Genomic DNA, 18674 nt, shown 5'->3' with positions numbered 1-18674 from the left:
TGAATGGCTAAATGGGTGAATGGGCGAATGGGTGAACAAGGGAATAGGCGGTTGTTTAATGAGAACAATCAGCCATTCGCTCATTCACCCATCCACCCATTTAGTATTGCTTATCGTCAAAATCGTCGATCAACAGGCCTTTGGTGCGGCTGATGATATCCTGAAAGAACTTGCCGGCACCAGATGGCTTTTTGGGTGGTGCAGGCGCCTGGGGGGCTTTTTGTGGAACGGCAGCAACAACAGGCGCTTCCATGCGCGGCTCAGGAGCAGCGGGGCGATAGGTTTGCTCTTCGGGCTCGTAGCTGCGGCTCACGCGCTCATCAATCGAACGGTAGCCAGCCAACACCAAGCCGACGGTAGTAGCATACATTGGCGACTTTACGGCCTCAATACGGCTCTTGCCTAAGTGTTCATTGGGATAGCCAATGCGGGTATCCAGACCAGTTACGTATTCGGTGAGCTGCACTAAGTTTTGGAGTTGTGAGCCGCCACCCGTCAGTACGATACCAGCGGCCAGCTTATCGGCGTGGCCGGTGCGTTGAATCTCGGCGTACACCAACTCCACGATTTCCTCCATCCGCGCCTCAATGATGTGGGCGAGGTTTTTCAAAGAAATCTCCTTGGGAGCTCGGTCACGCAAGCCTGGGATACTTACGATTTCGTAATCGGAAGCTTCCTCTGCAATGGCCTTCCCGAATTTCACTTTCAACTGCTCAGCCTGGTTCTGCATCACTAAGCAGCCTTGCTTGATATCAGAGGTCACGATGTTGCCACCGAAAGGCAGCACCGCAGCGTGACGGATAATGCCATCCTTGAAAATAGCTAAGTCGGTAGTACCGCCACCAATATCAATCAGGGCTACACCGGCTTCCTTTTCCTCGTCGCTTAACACTGACATGCTCGACGCCAGTGGCTCCAGAATCAGATTATCGATTTCAAGTCCGGCTTTGGTAACACATTTATTGATGTTGTTGATGGCCGTGCTCTGGGCAGTAATAATGTGGAAATTTCCTTCCAGGCGCACCCCCGACATGCCTACTGGATCCATGATACCTTCTTCGTAATCCACCTTGTAGTCTTGGGGCATTACGTGGATGATCTCGGAGCCGGGCGGAGTTACCAGACGGTACATATCGTTGGTCAGGCGGTTCACGTCATCAACGGTAATCTCGCTATCCTGCGAGGCGCGCGTGATGCTGCCATTGTGCTGCAAGCTCTTGATGTGCTGACCGGCAATACCGACGTTCACTACGCCGATATTGATACCAGACTGCTCTTCTGCCTGCCGAATTGCCTTCTTGATCGCGTCTACAGTTTTGTCAATATTGGACACAATACCGCGCACCACACCCTCCGACACGGCTTTACCCATGCCAAGGATTTCAAGTTTGCCAAACTCATTTTTGCGTCCTACCAGGACGCAGATTTTGGTGGTGCCGATGTCGAGGCCGACTACAATTTTATCGTTTTGCATGGGGTAGGTACTGGCAGGGTTTGCGGGAAGTTGCAGTGTGTATCTAAAAAAACGCTATTTCGGGCGCTTAAAGGGCCTTTTTAGGCGTTACAGAGATTGTATAGTTATTCGCAAATGATCTGGTCTTTAAACTCGACATTGACGCGGTGGTATGTATCCCATCCTAAAACTGGGGGAATTTGCCGGTAAAATACCATTAGTTTCGCGAATTTTTCTGAAATATTCTCTGGAAACCCAAATTCTACTCGTTGATCTCCTATTTGCTGGGTAAAAGCGAGCTTGCCGTTTTGCCCAATAAATACTTCGGCCACTTGAGCCCGCCAAAAGGGGTGCTCGTCGATGTAGCGCAACACTTCGAGGTAGCGACGCCCCGTGGAGTCACGAAAAAACGTAGCCGGAATGGGGGCTCCGCCCTGACGAGCTACAGGCACAACGCGGGCTGTGAACAAAGGCGAAAGCGGCAACTCATGGCCCTCGGCGTCGAGGTAGCTGTCGCGGCGCGTATCGGCGTGTATCAGGCGGGCGATGGGACGATTCTGCCGCACGTCGGCATGCAGGTTGCCGGCCAAGTCGCGGTACACTTCTGCTTCGCGCACAAAGCTGTGCGCTTTCAGTCGGGCTTCGAGGGCTTTCAGGTTTAAGTCTTCGGGCCGGGCACCTTCCAAGCGCTGGTAGCCATTGCGCGTAAGCAAGGCGGTTACCTCTTGCTCGCTGATAAAATAGTTGTTGAATTCATTACTGATGGTCACGATAACCTCACCCACTGGCCGGTTGGCTTGGCGCACACCAGCAAACACGGCCAAGCCGGTGAGCAGCAACAGGCAAGCCGCTGCAAACAGATAATTTTTGGCGTTAGGCTTGAGTTTCATGCCAGCGGCTGGTTAAAATGGTTCGTAGCTGAGGCACCAATTGATCAATATCACCGGCCCCAACGGTAGCCAGCACATCGAAATCATCATCGATAGCGGCGGCCGCTACGACTTGCTCCTTGGTTTGCAAAGACTTCTTTGGAGCTGTTATTTGAGACAGAATCAACTCAGAAGTAACTCCGCTAATCGGCAACTCACGAGCGGGATATATATCGAGAAGCACCACCTCATCGGCCAGGCTCAGGCTCTCGGCAAAGCCAGGAGCAAAGTCGCGGGTGCGGGTAAAAAGGTGGGGCTGGAAGATGACGCGCAGACGTTTCTGCGGGTACAACGCACGTAGGGAACGAAGGAAAGCCTCTATTTCGCGTGGGTGGTGGGCATAATCGTCAACATACACCTTATTATTTGTGGTAACAATAAACTCAAAGCGGCGCTTTACGCCCCGATAAGCCGCCACTGCCGCCGCCAGCTTCTCCGCTCCTACTCCTTCTAATTGAGCCGCAAAAATGGCCCCCAGCATATTTTCCACATTGTGAAAGCCGGGTACAGTCAGCTGCAAGTGAGTCAGGTTACCAAGGGGGCTATGCACATCGAAGCGAAACTCGTGGCCGTGGGCCGTCACGTTGGAAGCATACAGATTTGCTCCCTGCTCCGCTTCCAAGCCATAATGAATGACCTGCACACCAGCGGGCACCGCAGCGGCCACGCTCGCATCGGCAGTGTGGTTGAGCAACAGCGTGCCGCCGGGCTTTATCTGGCCTACAAAATGCCGGAAAGACTCTATCAGAGCATCCTGAGTGCCATATATATCAAGGTGGTCGGCATCGGTGCTGGTCACGATGGCTACATCAGGGTGCAATGTCAGGAAGCTGCGGTCGTACTCATCAGCCTCTACTACTACAGGCTTAGTCCCTGCGTCCGTTCCGTTACTTAAAAGAAGATTTGACCCAAGGTTCACAGAAATGCCCCCCAGAAAGGCCGAGCAATCGACGCCCGCGTGGTGGAGCAAGTGCGCCACCATGGACGACGTGGTGGTTTTGCCGTGAGTACCGGCCACAGCAATGGTGCGTTGACCTTGGGTAAGAAGACCCAGCACTTGACTGCGCTTGCGTATATCATAGCCTTTCTCGCGCAGCCAGGCCCACTCCTGATGGCCAGCTGGAATAGCCGGCGTGAGCACTACCAGCGTCTGGGGGGCATTTTCGCGTACCTCAGCCGGAATATTCTCTATGGCATCTGCGTAATGCACGGCAATACCTTCAGCGGCTAAAGCTTCCGTTAGCGGCGTTGGCGTGCGGTCGTAGCCGCTCACCTGGTGACCATTGGCTTGAAACCACCGAGCTAGCGCCGACATACCAATGCCACCGATGCCCAGAAAATAGACGTAAGGAAATGCGGCTACAGGATTCATCGGCGGTCCATAATAGTGAGCAGTTCATCTACGATGGCGGCCGTAGCGTCGGGGCGGGCAAGCTGGCGCACGTTAGTGCTTAGCTTCATTTGGCGCGACTCATCGGCTAGTAGGCTCAGGGCCTCGTCGTATAGACGAGCAGGCGCCTCCGCATCCGGAACGAGTAAGGCGGCTTTATGGCGAACTAAGGATAAGGCGTTTTTGGTCTGATGATCTTCGGCCACGTTGGGCGAGGGCACCAGTAAACTAGGCTTACCGGTCAGGCACAGCTCTGAAACGGACAAAGCACCGGCCCGCGAAACCACTACATCGGCGGCGGCATAGGCAAGGTCCATGCGCTGTACGAATTCTAATGCTCGGATGCCATCCGCGGCAAATGGAGCAGCTTCCTCCTGCGCTTTTGGGTAGTAAAGCTTGCCTGTTTGCCACAGCAACTGAACGCCAGCCGCTTTCAGGCGCGAAAGTGCCGCAGCAGTAGCTTCGTTCAAGGTGCGGGCTCCGAGGCTGCCACCGATCACGAGCAGGGTTTTCTTGTCAGGCGAAAGCCCAAAAAACTTCAGTGCTTCGGCACGGTCGCCGGAAGCTATTTCGGTGCGGACTGGGTTGCCAGTAAGGACGAGCTTATCCTTGGGGAAAAACTTTTCCATGCCGTCATAAGCCACACAAATACGATTTACGCGCCTACTCAGCAGCTTATTTACTAGCCCAGCGTAGGAATTCTGTTCCTGAATAAGGGCAGGAATTCCTCGCGAAGCGGCAGCCAATAGAATAGGAGCCGAAGCGTAGCCACCTACGCCCACAACGGCTTCGGGGCGAAATTTCTCAATGATTTTGCCCGCCTTCTGCACGCTCCGAAACACGCGCAACGGAAACAGCAGATTCTGCGGAGTCAGGCGGCGCTGCAAGCCACTAATATCAAGGCCTACAATGTCGTAGCCAGCCTCAGGCACCCGGGTCATCTCCATCCGACCGTTGGCGCCTACGAACAGGATTTCGGCTTCTGGCTGACGACGGCGAAGCTCGTTGGCGATAGCCACCGCTGGAAAAATATGCCCACCCGTGCCCCCACCGCTGATAATAATGCGGTAAGGCTCGGGATGCGAAGAAATAAACTGGAGATTCGACTTGGGCATGTAAGCTTGAACTGTGCGAACTGTTGGGTGGTTAAAGTCTGTTTTTTTAAGCGTAGGCGGTTTTCTTCGGAATGCGAGCGGTGTCCTCGGGCTCGCCCGTCATGGGGCGAATTTCACGCTCGCCACGACTGACGCTCAGAATAATACCAATGCTGATACCCGTGAAAATTAGGGAGGTACCGCCCATGCTAAGCAGCGGCAGCGGCAGACCAGTGATGGGGCCTAGACCTACGGCCACGCCCATATTTACCATCGCCTGTAAGACCAAACTAAAGGTTAGCCCTGCCGATAAAAGCCCCCCAAAGGCGCCGTAGCTATGAATAACGGTGTTCAGCCCACGATAGAGGAAAGCCAGATACAGGAACAGGACTACCACGCCTCCGATGAGGCCATATTCCTCAATTATAACGGCGTAGATAAAGTCGGAATACGGGTGGGGCAGAATGTTGCGCTCGGTGCTTTTGCCGGGGCCTTTCCCACTAATGCCGCCCGTAGCAATGGCGATGTAGCTGTGCTCCAGCTGAAAAGGTACCGGCTTGGTCTTGTCGGTAAAGCTCTCAATGCGGGTAAGTACCGTTTTGTAGCGCTGCCCGGAGGAAAGACCAATGCCGCCTACCACCGCGCCAATAAGCACCATTACCGCCATTTGCTTGAGTGGCACCCGACCAATAAACATGAGCAGTAAGCAGGTAGCAAATAACAGCAGCGCCGTAGAGGCATTACTCATGATGATAATGCCGCAGATCAAACCCACCCACAGCATTACCGGTAGCAGCGTCGTTTTGAAATCCTGCACATGCTGCTGCCGACGGCTGAGCATACTCGCCAAGTGCGAAATCAGCGCCAGCTTGGCTAGGTCGGAAGGCTGGAATGTTTGGTTGATGACCGGAATCGTAAGCCACCGCGAGGCTTCGTTGATGTTCGAGCCCATGAAATAGGTAAACAGCAACAGCGGCACCGACAGCAATAACGCATACAGTGACAGGCGCGAGTAGTACCTATAGTCGATGCGATGCGCCAGCCACATGAAGCCCAACCCAACTAAGATCAAACCCGTGTGCTTCACCAAGAAATATTCCGTATTGCCCTCCATTTTCTTGTAGGCCAGCGTACCCGTAGCTGAGTACACAACCGCGATGCTGATAAAGGAGAACAACAGCACAATGCCCCACAAAATGGGGTCGCCTTTGAGGTTGCGTTGCAGCCAGAGTTTTACGGGTTCCATAAATCGCAGATTAGGCTGATGGCACTGATTTTTCTAGGGTCAATTTTTCCACAGCGGCGGTGAATTGCTGCCCGCGGTCTTCGTAGTTTTTGAATAGATCAAAGCTGGCGCAGGCGGGTGAAAGCAGCACTACGTCGCCGGGCGCGGCCAACTCAGCGGCACGACGCACGGCCGTTTCTATGCTTTGGGTTTCCTCCAAGTGTGGGACAACAGTACTGAAGCTGGCCTTCAGCTTTTCATTATCAACGCCGAGACAGATCAATGCTTTCGCTTTTTGCTTTGCCAGCGGCAGTAAGGAAGTGTAGTCGTTGCCCTTATCCGTACCGCCGGCAATCCAGACGATGGACTGCTGCACGCCATCAAGGGCAAACCATGCTGCCTCCACGTTGGTAGCTTTGCTATCGTTGATAAACTTAACACCGTTGACTTCTCCCACTAATTGCAGACGGTGGGGAGCATTTTTGAAGGAAACCAAGCCCTTCTCAATTTGCTCCGGCGACAGCCCAACGACTCGAGCCACGAGGATAGCGGCCGCCATGTTCTGTTGATTGTGCTGACCAATGAGCGGCGAGTTGGCAACCTTGACGCTATCAAACCGACTTTCCGCCCATTCGGGCAAATGCAGCCGCAGCGTTCCATCTTGTCCGTACCAAGCAGCTAATTTTTTGCCCGTATGACCATCGAATTGCTGATCAAATGCCAAGGCATTTTTTTCAGCCCCCGAGGCTGCTACTGCTTTCCGCGTTTCTGGGTCACCGGCATTATAGATAAAATAACGGCTTACGTTGTGGGCAACCCGCATTTTGGCCGCCGCATAGTTTTCGAGGCTGTAGCCATAGCGGTCGAGGTGGTCGGGCGTAATATTGAGCAGGATGGCCAGCCAGGGGGCAAAATCGTGGGTGTCGTCGAGTTGAAAGCTGCTCAGTTCCACCACATAGTAGTCGTGCTTATCGTCAATGACCTGCTCGGCGAGACTGTGGCCCACATTGCCAGCTAGCCCCACACTCAGGCCAGCTTCCTTTAGCAAATGATACGTGAGCAGCGTGGTCGTTGTCTTGCCATTCGTGCCGGTAATGCAGATGCATTTAGCCTGCGTATAGCGGCCCGCCAGCTCGATTTCGGAAATGATAGGGGTGCCTTTCGCGCGTAGAGCTTGAATGATGGGCGCTTTTTCCGGAATACCGGGGCTTTTCACTACTTCGTCGGCGCGCAGGATTTCATCCAGCGTATGCTGGTTTTCCTCGAAGCGAATACCGGCCTGGGTCAGCTTCTCCTTATAAGCGGGCTTAATAGAGCCACCGTCGGACACGAAGACAGCGTGGCCTTTGGCTTGCGCCAACAGCGCCGCCCCTACCCCACTTTCTGCTGCTCCGAGAATGACTATTTGCATGACTTATAAACTTGAGTATCTGGCGATGTAGTCTTACACCGCGGGGTAGCCTTTAGCGAAGTTTGAGGGTTACCAGGGTGAAGACAGCCAGCATAATGCCCACAATCCAGAAGCGCGACACAATTTTGGATTCGTGGTAGCCAAGCTTTTGGTAGTGGTGATGTAAGGGCGACATGCGCAGCAAGCGGCGACCTTCCCCATACTTGCGGCGCGTGTATTTGAAGTAGCTTACCTGCACGATTACCGAGAGGTTTTCAATCAAAAACACTCCGCACAGCACCGGAATCAACAATTCTTTGCGAATGATAAGAGCCAGCACCGCAATGATGCCACCGATGGCTAAAGAACCCGTGTCGCCCATAAAAACCTGGGCTGGATAGCTGTTATACCACAAGAAACCCACGCAGGCTCCCACGAAAGCCGTACAGAATATCACCAGCTCACCCGAGTTCGGAATGAACATAATGTCCAGATAGTCAGCCAGCAGCGCGTTGCCACTCACGAAAGCGAAAATGGCCAGTGTAATACCGATAATAGCGGAAGTGCCCGCCGCCAGACCGTCGAGCCCGTCCGTAATGTTGGCACCGTTGCTTACGGCCGTGATGATGAGGATAACAATGGGAATGTAGAGGAAGCTGTAGAGGCCATTGAAGTACGGGCCGGCGTATGCAAACAGGTTGCCGTAGTTCAGCTCATTGTTCTTGGCAAAAGGAATAGTGGTAATCATCAGCTTCACGTCCTGATACACGGTGCTGGCATCAACGGCAGAAAGCTGCCCATTGGGCAGCAAGTATTGGCGGACTGTTACATCATTGCTGAAAAACAGCACCCATCCCACTGTAATTCCCAAACCGATTTGTCCCAGTACTTTGAAGCGTCCGCTCAAGCCTTCTTTATTTTTCTGGAACACTTTTATATAGTCGTCCAGAAACCCGATCAGCCCCAACCATACCGTACTCAGCAGCATCAGCACGATATAGATATTGTCGAGCTTGGCAAACAGCAACACGGGCACCAGAATCGCCAGAATGATAATCAGGCCACCCATAGTTGGGGTACCTTTCTTCTCTAGTTGCCCTTGCAATCCCAAGTCACGGATGCTTTCGCCCACCTGCTTTTTCTGCAAAATTCGGATCAGACTTTTACCAAAAACCTGCGCAATAAGCAGGGAAGTAATAACGGCCATAGCCGCCCGAAACGAGATAAATTGAAACACGCCCGCCCCAGGCAGATTGTAGTGCTCACTGAGGTACGTAAAGAGGTAATAAAGCATGGGCGAGGGGTCAGCGGATAGAAAGTGGAATTAGGCCAAGATGCAAAGGTTTAGTTTTTTAGGTTGAGGTCAAACGTTGTGTTTTCAGGATTTTTACTGTAGCGCATGGGTCATTTATTGAGCAAATCGAACATCTCTTGCAAGACCTGCTTATCATCAAATGCCCCCCGCACGCCTTGTACCTCCTGGTAGGTCTCATGGCCCTTGCCGGCTACCAGCACAATATCGCCGGGCTGCGCCAATGCAACGGCCGTTTTGATGGCCTCGCGCCGATCTGGAATCGTCAAAACTTTACCCAAATCCTGCGCTTGCACGCCGGCCTGCATTTGAGTTAGAATGGCATTAGGATCTTCAAAGCGAGGATTATCGGAGGTGAGTACCACGCGGTTGGAGCCTTTGACCGCCAGGTTGGCCATCACAGGGCGCTTGGCCGCGTCGCGGTTGCCACCGCAGCCCACCACCGTAATTACCTGCTGACTGGGCTGGCGAATCTGGGCAATCGTTGAGAGTACATTTTCCAGCGCGTCTGGCGTATGGGCATAATCTACAATGCCAGTAATGCGGGTGCGCGCAGCTACAATAGGTTCGAAGCGGCCTGGCGCCGACGTCAGGCCCGACAGCACGGTAAGCACTTCCGTCGGGTCTTCACCTAACAATACGGCTGCTCCATACACGGCCAGCAGGTTATAGGCGTTGAAAACCCCAATCAGGCGAAACTGAACCTCGCGCCCATCTACTTCCAGATGCAGGCCATGTACCGCATTTTCCAGCAGCTTTGCTCGGAACGTAGCCATGCTGCGCAACGAATAGGTTTCGCGGCGGGCGGCAGTGTTTTGGAGCATCACCGGACCGCGCTTGTCGTCGGCATTGGTTAATGCAAAGGCCTCTTTACCGAGCTGATCGAAGAAGCCCTTCTTGGCCTTCAGGTATTCATCGAAAGTGCCGTGATAATCGAGGTGGTCGTGGGTGAGATTGGTAAAAATGCCCCCCACAAAGCGCAAAGCGGTCGTTCGATGCTGCACAACGGCATGTGAGCTGACCTCCATAAACACGTAAGTGCAGCCAGCGCGCAGCATCCGGGCCAGCAATTCATTCAGCCGAATGGCATCGGGGGTGGTGTGGGTAGCCGGAATGACTTCATCGTCAATCTGATTTTGCACCGTAGAGAGCAAGCCTACGTGGTAGCCTAACTCCCGGAACAGCTTATGCAGCAGCGTAGCGCAGGTGGTTTTGCCGTTGGTGCCCGTCACGCCTATCAGCTGTAGTTGGCGCGAAGGATGGCCGTAAAATGCCGCTGCAATATGGGCCATAGCTTCAGCGCTATCGGGCACCTGCACGTAAGCGGTGGCCGGGTCGAGGCTGGGGGGCAAATTTTCGCACACCACGACCGCCGTACCCTGGGTTACGGCTTTGTCGATGAACTGGTGGCCGTCGGTTTGGGCGCCGCGCAGAGCAAAAAACACCATACTGGGGCCAGCTTGCCGCGAGTCTAGCGTAAGGCCTTGCACCACTACATCGGTAGGGCCATGCTGCGCTATCACCTTTACGGCGGGCAGCAGGTCAACTAACTGGTGCGTTATGGGAGCTGAATTGGTCAATGTATTCTGGGTGCAGTTTGTACTAGTGAAGGCTGCTTATTAACACCTTCTTTTTATTCTTGCCGACTTCCGGCTTTTTGGCTTCTACTGGCTCTGATTCTTCTTCTCGCAACTTCTTTTTCAGTTGCTCTTGGCGCAGCAGTAGCTTAGCTCGTGCTTTGGCTGGGTCCGGATCGGCGGGGGTAAGCAACTTGTTTTCAACCAGTTTGGTGGGGGCCGGCGGGGGCTGTGGCTTGGTGCCCGCCATGGCGCCGATAGGCTGCAACTCTAAAGTCACCAAAGTGCCACGCCGCAAGGGCGTACCAGCTGCTACTGACTGCCGGTGCACACGTCCGCTGCCCAAGGCCCGCACGCGCAACCCACGGTTTTCAAGCAAAAACAGCGCGTCGCGTAGCGTCATGCCACTTACGTCGGGCACTTGGCCGCGGCGCACGGGCTGCGCATGCCAGGCCAACGAGCGAGTATTGGTATCGGCCCGAACCCATTCTTCCCCCGTCGCTTGCGACTGTTGGTTCACACCAAGCTTTTCGCATACCAGCGTCAACTCATCCTGCAAACCTGCTTTCACCACGGGCACCTGGGTTTTATTCAGTGGCACCCGAGCCAGCAAGGGGCGCTGGCTGGCAATGTCGCGGGCCATGGCTTTGTCGGCCACTTCGCGGAAAACTGGCGCCGCCACGTCAGAGCCATAAATACGGCCCCGCTTCGGCGAATCGACCACTACGATGCAGCTGTACTTAGGCTTATCGGCCGGGAAGTAGCCGCAGAAGCTGGTGGAATACGTGCGCGTGTACTGGCCATTCTTAAACTTCCAGGCAGTGCCCGTTTTGCCCGCAATGCTGAAGTCGTTGGATTTGATAGCTTTGGCCGTGCCTTGCAGCACTACGCCTTCCAGCATCGCGCGCACTTTACGCAAGGTTTCTTCCGAGCAGATTTTAGGATTTAGAATTTTGGGCTCAAACTGCTCAATCACCTTATCAGCCTGTCTGATTTCCTTTACGATGATAGGCTGGATTTTCACGCCATCGTTGGCAATGGCATTGTAGAAAGCCAGCGTTTGCAGGGGGGCTAATTTCAGCTCGTACCCGATGCTCATGGTGGTGAGCGAGGTGCGACTCCAACTCCGGTCGGTGGGGTCTTTCACGTAAGGCCGAGCCTCGCCGTGCATCTGAAAACCCAATGGCTTATCAAGTCCAAACCGCTTGAGATAATCAGTGTACTTGTCGGGCTTCTGCTGAAAATGGTCATTTATTAGCTTGGCAACCCCAATATTGGAGGATTGCTCCACCACTTTCTGCACTGAAATCTTACCGTTGGCGTGCGAGTCGGTTTTCACGGCCCCGCCGATGTACATGCGACCGTTGCCGGTATCCACCATGTCCGTTAGTTCCAAATCAGGGTTGTCCTCAAACAAGGCCATCATCGACGCCAGCTTGAAGGTTGAACCTGGCTCGGTGCGGCCCTGGTCAGCAATAGCGTAGTTGTAGTCCTCGCGGTACACGCCATCGGCCGCCTTGCCCAGGTTGGCCACAGCCTTGATTTCCCCCGACTGCACTTCCATCAGAATCACGCAGCCGTATTGCGCATCATTATCCACCAACGACTTGTAGAGGGCATTTTCGGCCACATCCTGCAAGTTGATGTCAATGGTCGTCTTGATATCGTAGCCGGGCAGGGGCTTTATTTCGGTACCATCATAGATGGGTTTGTTGCCTCCTGGCAGCCGCTCAAACAGTGCTTCGCCGTCTTTGCCGGCTAGCTGGCTGTTGTAAGTAAACTCCAGCCCCGCGCCATTTTTATCTTCATTCAGGAAGCCCACAGTCCGCTGGGCCAAGCCACCGAAAGGCCGAAAACGCTTGTCAACCTTCTCGAAAATTACGCCGCCTTTGTTCTTGCCAGACCGGAAAATAGGCCACTGGGCCAGCTTCTTTTTGTCCTGATAATTGATTTGCCGTGAATTCAGCCGCAGGTAGCGCACCGTCTCTTTCGAGTTTTTGGCGTTCATCAGCTTGCGCTTATATTCCTTGGCCGAACGGTCACCGAAGAATTGCGACAGGAGCAAAGCCAGCGAGTCTACGTTTCGATTTAACAGTTGCTTATCGACCACACTTGGGTCCCAGGCCACGCGGTAAAAAGGTAACGAGGTGGCCATGATGCTGCCGTTGTCCGACAGAATAGTGCCGCGGGTGGCAAATACGGGCTGGTATACCACCCGGCGCTCCTGCTCCAATGCCCGCCACCGGTCACCTTCCTTAAACTGAATCCGCGTCACCTTCCACACGATGGCCGCCGAAAATAGGCAGACACCCAAAAACGCCAGCCGTACGCGGGTAACGATGGATTTTTTAACGTTGCCTTTCAAAGTATTCCGTGTGTATTGCGTTGAATAAATACCTGGGGGGATTTTTTGACTCCCGAAAACCATAAGTTGGGCTAGAGCCCGAAGCCGTTGCCTACTCCTCGATTTCGCCCTCCGCCAGCGCTACTGAGTCAGCAGCGACGGTAGCCAATGAATCGCGCACAGCCCGCGCCATCAATGAATCGGCTGTGATGATGGGCAGTTTATCAAGCTCTGCTTCGTCGAGACGACCAGCAGGCACAGTGATGCGGAACGGTGGCGAGGAGCTTTCGACCAAGCCATAAGCGGCCACCTTGCGAGCTACCTCACTCTGCTTGCTGGCCTCCATGTAGTCAGATTTCAGGGTTGTATAGTCAGCGCGCAAATCTTCAGTTTCCAACTTCAGCTTCTGGATGTTGCGGTTCATGCGGTAGCCGTAGTGCGTGTTGCCGATGTAAAGCAAGGTCAGGAACATGATGAACAGCACGTGCGGCAGGTAGCGCACCGGCAAGCCTTCCCGAAACAGACCATCCATGCGCGTAATGCGCTCAAGCAGCGTAAACACGCTCCAGGAGCTGCGCGGCTTTGTCGGGCGCGGGGCGCGGGGGGCTTCCTCCGCCGGTTCTGGCTCCGGCTCATGCACCGGCAGTAGCTCGGGCTCGGGTGCCGGGGGGGCAATTACAGGCCGAGGCACGTTGGCGCGGGGTGTCGCCACAGGTGGTTTGATCGTATTTATAGCCATATCAACTCAACTCTTAGCTTTTTCCTGACTCCGCTCCGCGATGCGCAGCTTGGCACTGCGGGCACGGCTATTCTCAGCTACCTCTTCCGCCGACGCTTCCACCGGACGGCGCGTGAGCACCGTGAAGGGCGTATGCTGGTGGCCATAAAAGTCCTTCTCGACCTCGCCGAAAAACTTCCCCTTGGCCATGAAGTTCTTTACCAGCCTATCCTCCAAAGAGTGGTAGGACATGACCACCAGCCGACCGCCGGGCCGCAGTACCTGAGCCGTTTGCAACAGCATTTCCTGCAAAGCCGCCAGCTCATCGTTTACCTCAATGCGCAGGGCCTGAAATACTTGAGCTAAATACTTATTCTCCTTGCCGCGGGGCGTACAGGGAGCAATTGCTTTTTTCAGCTCGCCGATAGTCCGCACAGCTTGGCCGCGCCGCGCCGTCACGAGCGTATTGGCTAAGGTACGGGCGTTGGTCACCTCGCCGTACATCCCGAAGATGCGGTGCAGCTCGGCCTCCGAATACTCAGCGACTACCTCGGCGGCGGTGCGGTCGGCTTCCGGGTCCATGCGCATATCCAGCGGGCCATCGAAGCGGGTGCTGAAGCCGCGCTCGGCGGTATCAAACTGATGCGAGGAAACTCCCAAATCGGCTAGTATTCCATCTACGGGTAGGGCACCGTGGGCAGCTAGCTCCTGCTGCAAGTCGCGGAAGTTGGCGCGGATGAAAGTAAAGTTGGGGCCGGCCAGAGCAGCGGCTTCGTGCTCAGCATCCGCGTCCTGATCGAAGCTGTAGAGGTGACCGGTGGTGAGCTTTTCCAGAATAGGCTTGGAGTGCCCGCCGCCGCCAAACGTAACATCTACGTAGCGGCCTTCGGGCTTGATATCCAGCGCTCGCAGGCACTCGGCCAGCATCACGGGGCGGTGATATACCGAGCCGTTTGTGGGCTGCGCGGTACTCATGCGGCCAGTTGCCCACCGGGGGGCGTTTCGGTGGACAAAAATTTCTGGGCCAGCTTAGAGAAGCTTTGCTGGTCTTTAATCAGGAACTCATCATAGCGCTCCGGGTCCCAGATTTCGCAACGGTTGCCCAATCCCACAATGATGGCTTCCTTCTCGATGCCGGCGTAGCGCAGCATAGTGCGCGGCAGCATAAAGCGGCCGATGCTGTCGAAATCGACTTCCGTCATGCCGCGAAAGAAGTTGCGCTGAAACTGCCGGTACTCCTCGTTGAACTCATCGAGAGCCATCACTTTATCGTGGATGATGCGCCAGGCAGCACGCGGGTACAGCACCAGACAAGGCTCAAAGCCGCGCACCAGCACCAGCTGGTTGCCTGATGCTTCCGGCAGATTTCCCTTCACTTTAGCGGGCAGCACCAAGCGCCCTTTCGGGTCAAGCTTGCACTCATATTCGCCAGAGAGAAGATTCATAGGGAGAGATCAGGCCGACAGGCCACGAAAAAGGGAGGTTAGCAAAAGTACAGATTGCCTATGAAAAGGCAACCACTATTTACCATTTTCTACCACAAGCTAAAAACGCATTTTTTAAGATACTGGGAGGCTTTTTTATAGAATTATGTTGGTGTTGGTAAGTAAAGTGGTAAGCGGTGGTAGAGCCTTTGCCAAAATGTCAGTATCTGTTTTAGGGCGCATTGTAAGCTTTCTTGCTGCACTTAGTTGCTTCAATAAGGCTTGGCTCTCAGGCTGCCCATCTAATGCTCCGGCTGGATACAACAACTTACAATTCCGCGGGCTTTGTGCCCTATATCCTGCACCTTTCCGGCCGCATTTTGCAAGCGCAGTATCGTATCTTTGCACCCGTGAAGCGCCCACTTACACATCGGATTTTCAGCGGTCTGCTGGCCTTGCTCATCCTCACCGCTTCGGTGGGGCTGACGGTGCAGCGGCGCACCTGCAACGTGAGTGGGCGCAGCACGGCCAACGTCACCTTCCGTGCTGCTGTTGATGCGTGCCAGCCAAGCAACGAAGCGCTTGATTGTGGCGCTTCTGTTGCCTCGCAGCTAAGGCAAGCCTGCTGCGACCTTGCCACCGATTTTCACAAGCTGAGTGCGCCTGCTCCCGCTTCGCTGGGGGGCAAATTTCTTGCTGGTCCGGCTATCAGCCCTTGGCCAGCAACCACGGTTTGGCCGCCCATTCCGGCTGCTCCCCTACTGGCGCAAGCTGCTTGCCGCTGGTTCGCCTCCGACGCTTCGCCTCCTTCCCGCGCGGGTCGCGTGCTGCTCGCTTTCGGCTGCATTTTGGTGGTATAGAAATATCTCCTGGTCACTTGGCCTGGCTGAATTGTATCGGCTCAGGCGTGCGGGGCATTTGGCTCCGTCATTGTCTTTGGAAATACTTCTACTCTTACTGTTATGAATTCTTTTTCAGGGCGCAAGCTATTGGCGCTGGGGGGCTTTTTGCTACTCCTCAGCGAACCAGCCGCCGCTCAAACTCCGGCCAGTTTGCCCGTACGTGGGCAAGTGACCGATGCTGCCGCCTCTGGGCCGCTGCCCGGTGCCGTAGTGCGCTGGCTCGAAGATCAATCGGGCGCTACAAACACCGACGCGGGGGGCATTTTTAGCATCCTGCGGCCCGCCCGCGGGGCTTCTCATCGCCTCATCATTCAAGCACTAGGCTATCGGCCTGACACTGTTATTGTTGGGGCCGCCGAGCAATCCTTTGTGCGCATCGCGCTCCGCCGCTCGGCCGAGCTAGGCGAGGTGCGCGTGGAAGAGCGTGCGCCCTCCTATTCCGGTCTTACACCTACTAATACCCAAGTCATTACCAGCCGCGATTTGACCAAGTCGGCTTGCTGTAACCTCGCGGAGAGCTTCGAGACCAACGCTGCCGTGGAGGTGTCGACCACCGATGCGGTGTCAGGCGCTAAGCAGATTCAGCTGCTGGGGCTAGATGGCGCTTACTCTCTACTTACCGTGGATAATCTGCCGGCTCTGCGCGGCTTGGCCACGCCTTACCGGCTGAGCTATCTGGCGGGTCCCTGGATCGAGAGTATCGACATTATAAAGGGCATGGGCTCCGTGGTGAATGGCTACGAAAGCATGGCTGGCCAAGTGAATGTGCGCCTGCAAGATCCCGCCAAAACCGACCGCCTGCTCTTCAATGCTTACGTCAACGACCTCGGCAAATTCGACCTCAACCTCAACCTCTCAGCGCCCGTCAGCAAGAAGCTCAGCACAGCCCTGCTCCTGCACTCCGACCACCTTGGCCACCGCGTCGACCGCAATAAGGACGGCTTTCTGGATTTGCCCCTCGCCACCCAGTACAACGTGTTCAATAAGTGGAAATACCAGTCGGGCAACGGCATTGTGAGCGAACTAGGACTTGGTGCTCTGCGCGAAACCCGCCAGGGTGGGCAAGTAGGGTTTCGGGAAGAAGCTGGCAACCCGTACTACGGCACCTCGCTCGAGACTGACCGCTACACAGGCTACTCCAAAACCTCCTACACCTGGCCCGGCCGCCCCTATCAAAGCCTGGGCCTGATGCTAACCGCCACCGACCACGCGTTTGACTCTCAGTACGGCCGCCGCACTTATGATGGGCGGCAACGCACGGGTCTAGCCACCTTGCTGTTTCAAAGTGTACTGGGCAACACCGCCCATACCTACCGAGTGGGCCTTAGCTATCTGCACGATAATTACCGCGAGGTTTTACTACAGCCTGACTACGCCTCCGCGCCCTCCGAAACGCCCGCCCAGCGCTACCAGCGCGAAAACCGCATCCGCCAGGAACGGGTACCGGGCGCCTTCGCCGAGTACACGTACCAGAACGCTCGTAACCTGACGGTAGTCGGGGGCCTGCGCCTCGACCGCCACAACCTGTACGGCTGGTTTCTGACGCCCCGCCTCAATATCAAGTACGACGCTACCAAGAATACGGTACTGCGCCTGGCCGGCGGGTCGGGTTTCCGCACGGCCAATCCCATTGCCGAAAATACGGGCATGCTCGTTAGCTCCCGCGACTTTGTAGTGTCGAATAACCTGCGGGCGGAGCAAGCCTGGAACGTGGGGGGCAGTTTTACCCAATACTTTACGCTGCTAGGCAAGCCCGCTACCTTCGTAACCGACTACTACCACACTGAGTTTCAGAACCAGGTAGTAGCTGATGCCTATTACTCTCCCTATCAGCTTAATATCAGCAATTTGCTGCCGGGCGGCCGCTCCTACTCGCGCAGCTTCCAGGCCGAAGTGCAGGTAGAGCCAGTAAAGGGCTTGGAGGCTAAAGCCGCCTATAAATACCTGGATGTTCGCACCGATTATACGGGCCAGTTGCTGCCTAGGCCGCTCACGTCACCCCATCGTATTTTTGCCAATGTAGCCTACGCTACCGCTTTCGATAAATGGCGCGCCGACCTGACGATGCAGGGTTTTGGCAAACGCCCCCTGGCTATGAGCCCCGGCGAGAGTGGGCAGCATGGAGGGCACGTACCGGGCCAGCCACTGCCTACAGCGCCACGCTTCGCCTTATTCAACACCCAGGTTACACGCGCCTTCAAGCACTGGGAAGCATATATTGGGGTTGAGAACCTAACGAACTATCGCCAGCGCGACCCCATCATGGGAGCCAACGACCCATTTGGGCCGAATTTTGACGCAGCAATGGTCTGGGGGCCAGTGTATGGTCGAATGACTTACTTTGGTTTTCGCTTTCGGCTGGAGTAGTTTCCCAGCTAAATACTGTTGCAGATAAAAAGCCCCCCAGCATCTTATACTTTCGTTTTTCACTCAAAAAACACTCTTCATATGAATCGCCTTAAGTCCATCCTATTCACCTTCCTATTGGTAGCCTTAGCACCGCTGGCCCACGCCCAAACAAAGGCAACTGCCAAAGCAAAAGCTGATGCTACGGCGCAGATAGCGCTCAAAACCTCCGCCGTATGCGACATGTGCAAGACCCGACTTGAGAAGTCGCTGGCTTACGAGAAAGGTGTTCAGGCTGCCAACCTCGACGTACCTACCCAGATGCTCACAGTCACGTATCGTCCTGATAAGACTAATCCCGCTGCCCTCCGCACAGCCGTACAGCGAACCGGATATGACGCCGACGCCCAGCCCGCCGACGCCCGAGCCTACGATAAGCTGCCGGACTGCTGCAAAAAAACCAACCCTGTTCACAGCGACGGAGCCAAGCACTAGTCACATATGAGCCAGCAAAAAGCCCGGACTAATAATGGTCCGGGCTTTTTGCTGGCTTTGAGTTTTTGAATCACT

General features: G+C 55.0%; 15 protein-coding genes. 3 read left to right on the top strand and 12 right to left on the bottom strand.

Translation table 11 applies throughout. The features are described from left to right. Positions 1-100: 100 nt before the first annotated feature. The 12 genes from ftsA to mraZ all read right to left on the bottom strand — a co-directional run bounded on the left by ftsA (position 101) and on the right by mraZ (position 14877). Positions 101-1474, bottom strand: coding sequence for a cell division protein FtsA (gene ftsA / locus H8B13_RS11220; RefSeq protein WP_187310870.1), 1374 nt, complete (start codon positions 1472-1474; stop codon positions 101-103). Between the two features lie 104 nt (positions 1475-1578). Next, positions 1579-2343 (bottom strand): cell division protein FtsQ/DivIB, encoded by a 765-nt coding sequence (locus tag H8B13_RS11215; RefSeq protein WP_187310869.1) that lies wholly within the window; start codon positions 2341-2343, stop codon positions 1579-1581. Continuing rightward, positions 2327-3754, bottom strand: a complete 1428-nt coding sequence (gene murC, locus H8B13_RS11210; RefSeq protein ID WP_187310868.1) for a UDP-N-acetylmuramate--L-alanine ligase — start codon at positions 3752-3754, stop codon at positions 2327-2329. The genes H8B13_RS11215 and murC overlap by 17 nt, the downstream gene beginning before the upstream one ends. Then, entirely contained in the window at positions 3751-4887 is a 1137-nt protein-coding gene (gene murG / locus H8B13_RS11205) for an undecaprenyldiphospho-muramoylpentapeptide beta-N-acetylglucosaminyltransferase (protein WP_187310867.1), read from the bottom strand. Before murG ends, murC begins: the two co-directional genes overlap by 4 nt. A 46-nt stretch (positions 4888-4933) precedes the next feature. Next, positions 4934-6112 (bottom strand): FtsW/RodA/SpoVE family cell cycle protein, encoded by a 1179-nt coding sequence (locus H8B13_RS11200; protein WP_187310866.1) that lies wholly within the window; start codon positions 6110-6112, stop codon positions 4934-4936. Between the two features lie 10 nt (positions 6113-6122). After that, positions 6123-7502, bottom strand: a complete 1380-nt coding sequence (murD, locus tag H8B13_RS11195) for a UDP-N-acetylmuramoyl-L-alanine--D-glutamate ligase (RefSeq protein ID WP_187310865.1) — start codon at positions 7500-7502, stop codon at positions 6123-6125. A gap of 52 nt (positions 7503-7554) precedes the next feature. Then, a complete protein-coding gene (gene mraY / locus H8B13_RS11190; protein WP_133273611.1) occupies positions 7555-8775 on the bottom strand; it encodes a phospho-N-acetylmuramoyl-pentapeptide-transferase in 1221 nt (406 codons plus the stop codon). 110 nt (positions 8776-8885) lie between these two features. Continuing rightward, the gene (locus H8B13_RS11185) at positions 8886-10373 is read right to left on the bottom strand and encodes a UDP-N-acetylmuramoyl-L-alanyl-D-glutamate--2,6-diaminopimelate ligase (RefSeq protein WP_410054433.1); all 1488 of its coding nucleotides are present in this window, start codon (positions 10371-10373) and stop codon (positions 8886-8888) included. 22 nt (positions 10374-10395) lie between these two features. After that, complete coding sequence (locus tag H8B13_RS11180) at positions 10396-12735, bottom strand: penicillin-binding protein (RefSeq protein ID WP_261990315.1); 2340 nt, start codon at positions 12733-12735, stop codon at positions 10396-10398. A 91-nt stretch (positions 12736-12826) separates the two neighbouring features. Next, entirely contained in the window at positions 12827-13426 is a 600-nt protein-coding gene (locus H8B13_RS21040; RefSeq protein WP_315985129.1) for an FtsL-like putative cell division protein, read from the bottom strand. A 33-nt stretch (positions 13427-13459) separates the two neighbouring features. Further along, entirely contained in the window at positions 13460-14407 is a 948-nt protein-coding gene (gene rsmH, locus H8B13_RS11170; protein ID WP_187310863.1) for a 16S rRNA (cytosine(1402)-N(4))-methyltransferase RsmH, read from the bottom strand. After that, a complete protein-coding gene (mraZ, locus tag H8B13_RS11165) occupies positions 14404-14877 on the bottom strand; it encodes a division/cell wall cluster transcriptional repressor MraZ (protein ID WP_166074599.1) in 474 nt (157 codons plus the stop codon). Before mraZ ends, rsmH begins: the two co-directional genes overlap by 4 nt. A 284-nt stretch (positions 14878-15161) precedes the next feature. Between mraZ and H8B13_RS11160 the strand changes: the two genes are divergently transcribed. From H8B13_RS11160 to H8B13_RS11150, 3 genes are all read left to right on the top strand, one after another. After that, entirely contained in the window at positions 15162-15716 is a 555-nt protein-coding gene (locus H8B13_RS11160; RefSeq protein ID WP_187310862.1) for a hypothetical protein, read from the top strand. A gap of 102 nt (positions 15717-15818) precedes the next feature. Further along, a complete protein-coding gene (locus H8B13_RS11155) occupies positions 15819-18125 on the top strand; it encodes a TonB-dependent receptor plug domain-containing protein (RefSeq protein WP_187310861.1) in 2307 nt (768 codons plus the stop codon). A gap of 81 nt (positions 18126-18206) precedes the next feature. Beyond that, complete coding sequence (locus H8B13_RS11150; protein ID WP_187310860.1) at positions 18207-18599, top strand: heavy-metal-associated domain-containing protein; 393 nt, start codon at positions 18207-18209, stop codon at positions 18597-18599. The last annotated feature ends 75 nt before the right edge of the window (positions 18600-18674 follow it).

It is taken from the genome of Hymenobacter sp. BT188, from assembly GCF_014333585.1.
GTDB lineage: Bacteria > Bacteroidota > Bacteroidia > Cytophagales > Hymenobacteraceae > Hymenobacter.
The sequence above is the reverse complement of the archived record's forward strand: the minus strand, read 5'-3'. Positions and strand labels throughout refer to the sequence as shown.

What these genes read in the sequence shown, in the direction of transcription:
- murG (WP_187310867.1), bottom strand. Translation starts at nt 4,887, where the DNA reads ATGCCCAAGTCGAATCTCCAGTTTATTTCTTCGCATCCCGAGCCTTAC.
- H8B13_RS11215 (WP_187310869.1), bottom strand. Translation starts at nt 2,343, where the DNA reads ATGAAACTCAAGCCTAACGCCAAAAATTATCTGTTTGCAGCGGCTTGC.
- murC (WP_187310868.1), bottom strand. Translation starts at nt 3,754, where the DNA reads ATGAATCCTGTAGCCGCATTTCCTTACGTCTATTTTCTGGGCATCGGT.
- rsmH (WP_187310863.1), bottom strand. Translation starts at nt 14,407, where the DNA reads ATGAGTACCGCGCAGCCCACAAACGGCTCGGTATATCACCGCCCCGTG.
- H8B13_RS11150 (WP_187310860.1), top strand. Translation starts at nt 18,207, where the DNA reads ATGAATCGCCTTAAGTCCATCCTATTCACCTTCCTATTGGTAGCCTTA.
- murD (WP_187310865.1), bottom strand. Translation starts at nt 7,502, where the DNA reads ATGCAAATAGTCATTCTCGGAGCAGCAGAAAGTGGGGTAGGGGCGGCG.
- H8B13_RS11200 (WP_187310866.1), bottom strand. Translation starts at nt 6,112, where the DNA reads ATGGAACCCGTAAAACTCTGGCTGCAACGCAACCTCAAAGGCGACCCC.
- ftsA (WP_187310870.1), bottom strand. Translation starts at nt 1,474, where the DNA reads ATGCAAAACGATAAAATTGTAGTCGGCCTCGACATCGGCACCACCAAA.
- mraZ (WP_166074599.1), bottom strand. Translation starts at nt 14,877, where the DNA reads ATGAATCTTCTCTCTGGCGAATATGAGTGCAAGCTTGACCCGAAAGGG.
- mraY (WP_133273611.1), bottom strand. Translation starts at nt 8,775, where the DNA reads ATGCTTTATTACCTCTTTACGTACCTCAGTGAGCACTACAATCTGCCT.
- H8B13_RS11155 (WP_187310861.1), top strand. Translation starts at nt 15,819, where the DNA reads ATGAATTCTTTTTCAGGGCGCAAGCTATTGGCGCTGGGGGGCTTTTTG.
- H8B13_RS11160 (WP_187310862.1), top strand. Translation starts at nt 15,162, where the DNA reads ATGCTCCGGCTGGATACAACAACTTACAATTCCGCGGGCTTTGTGCCC.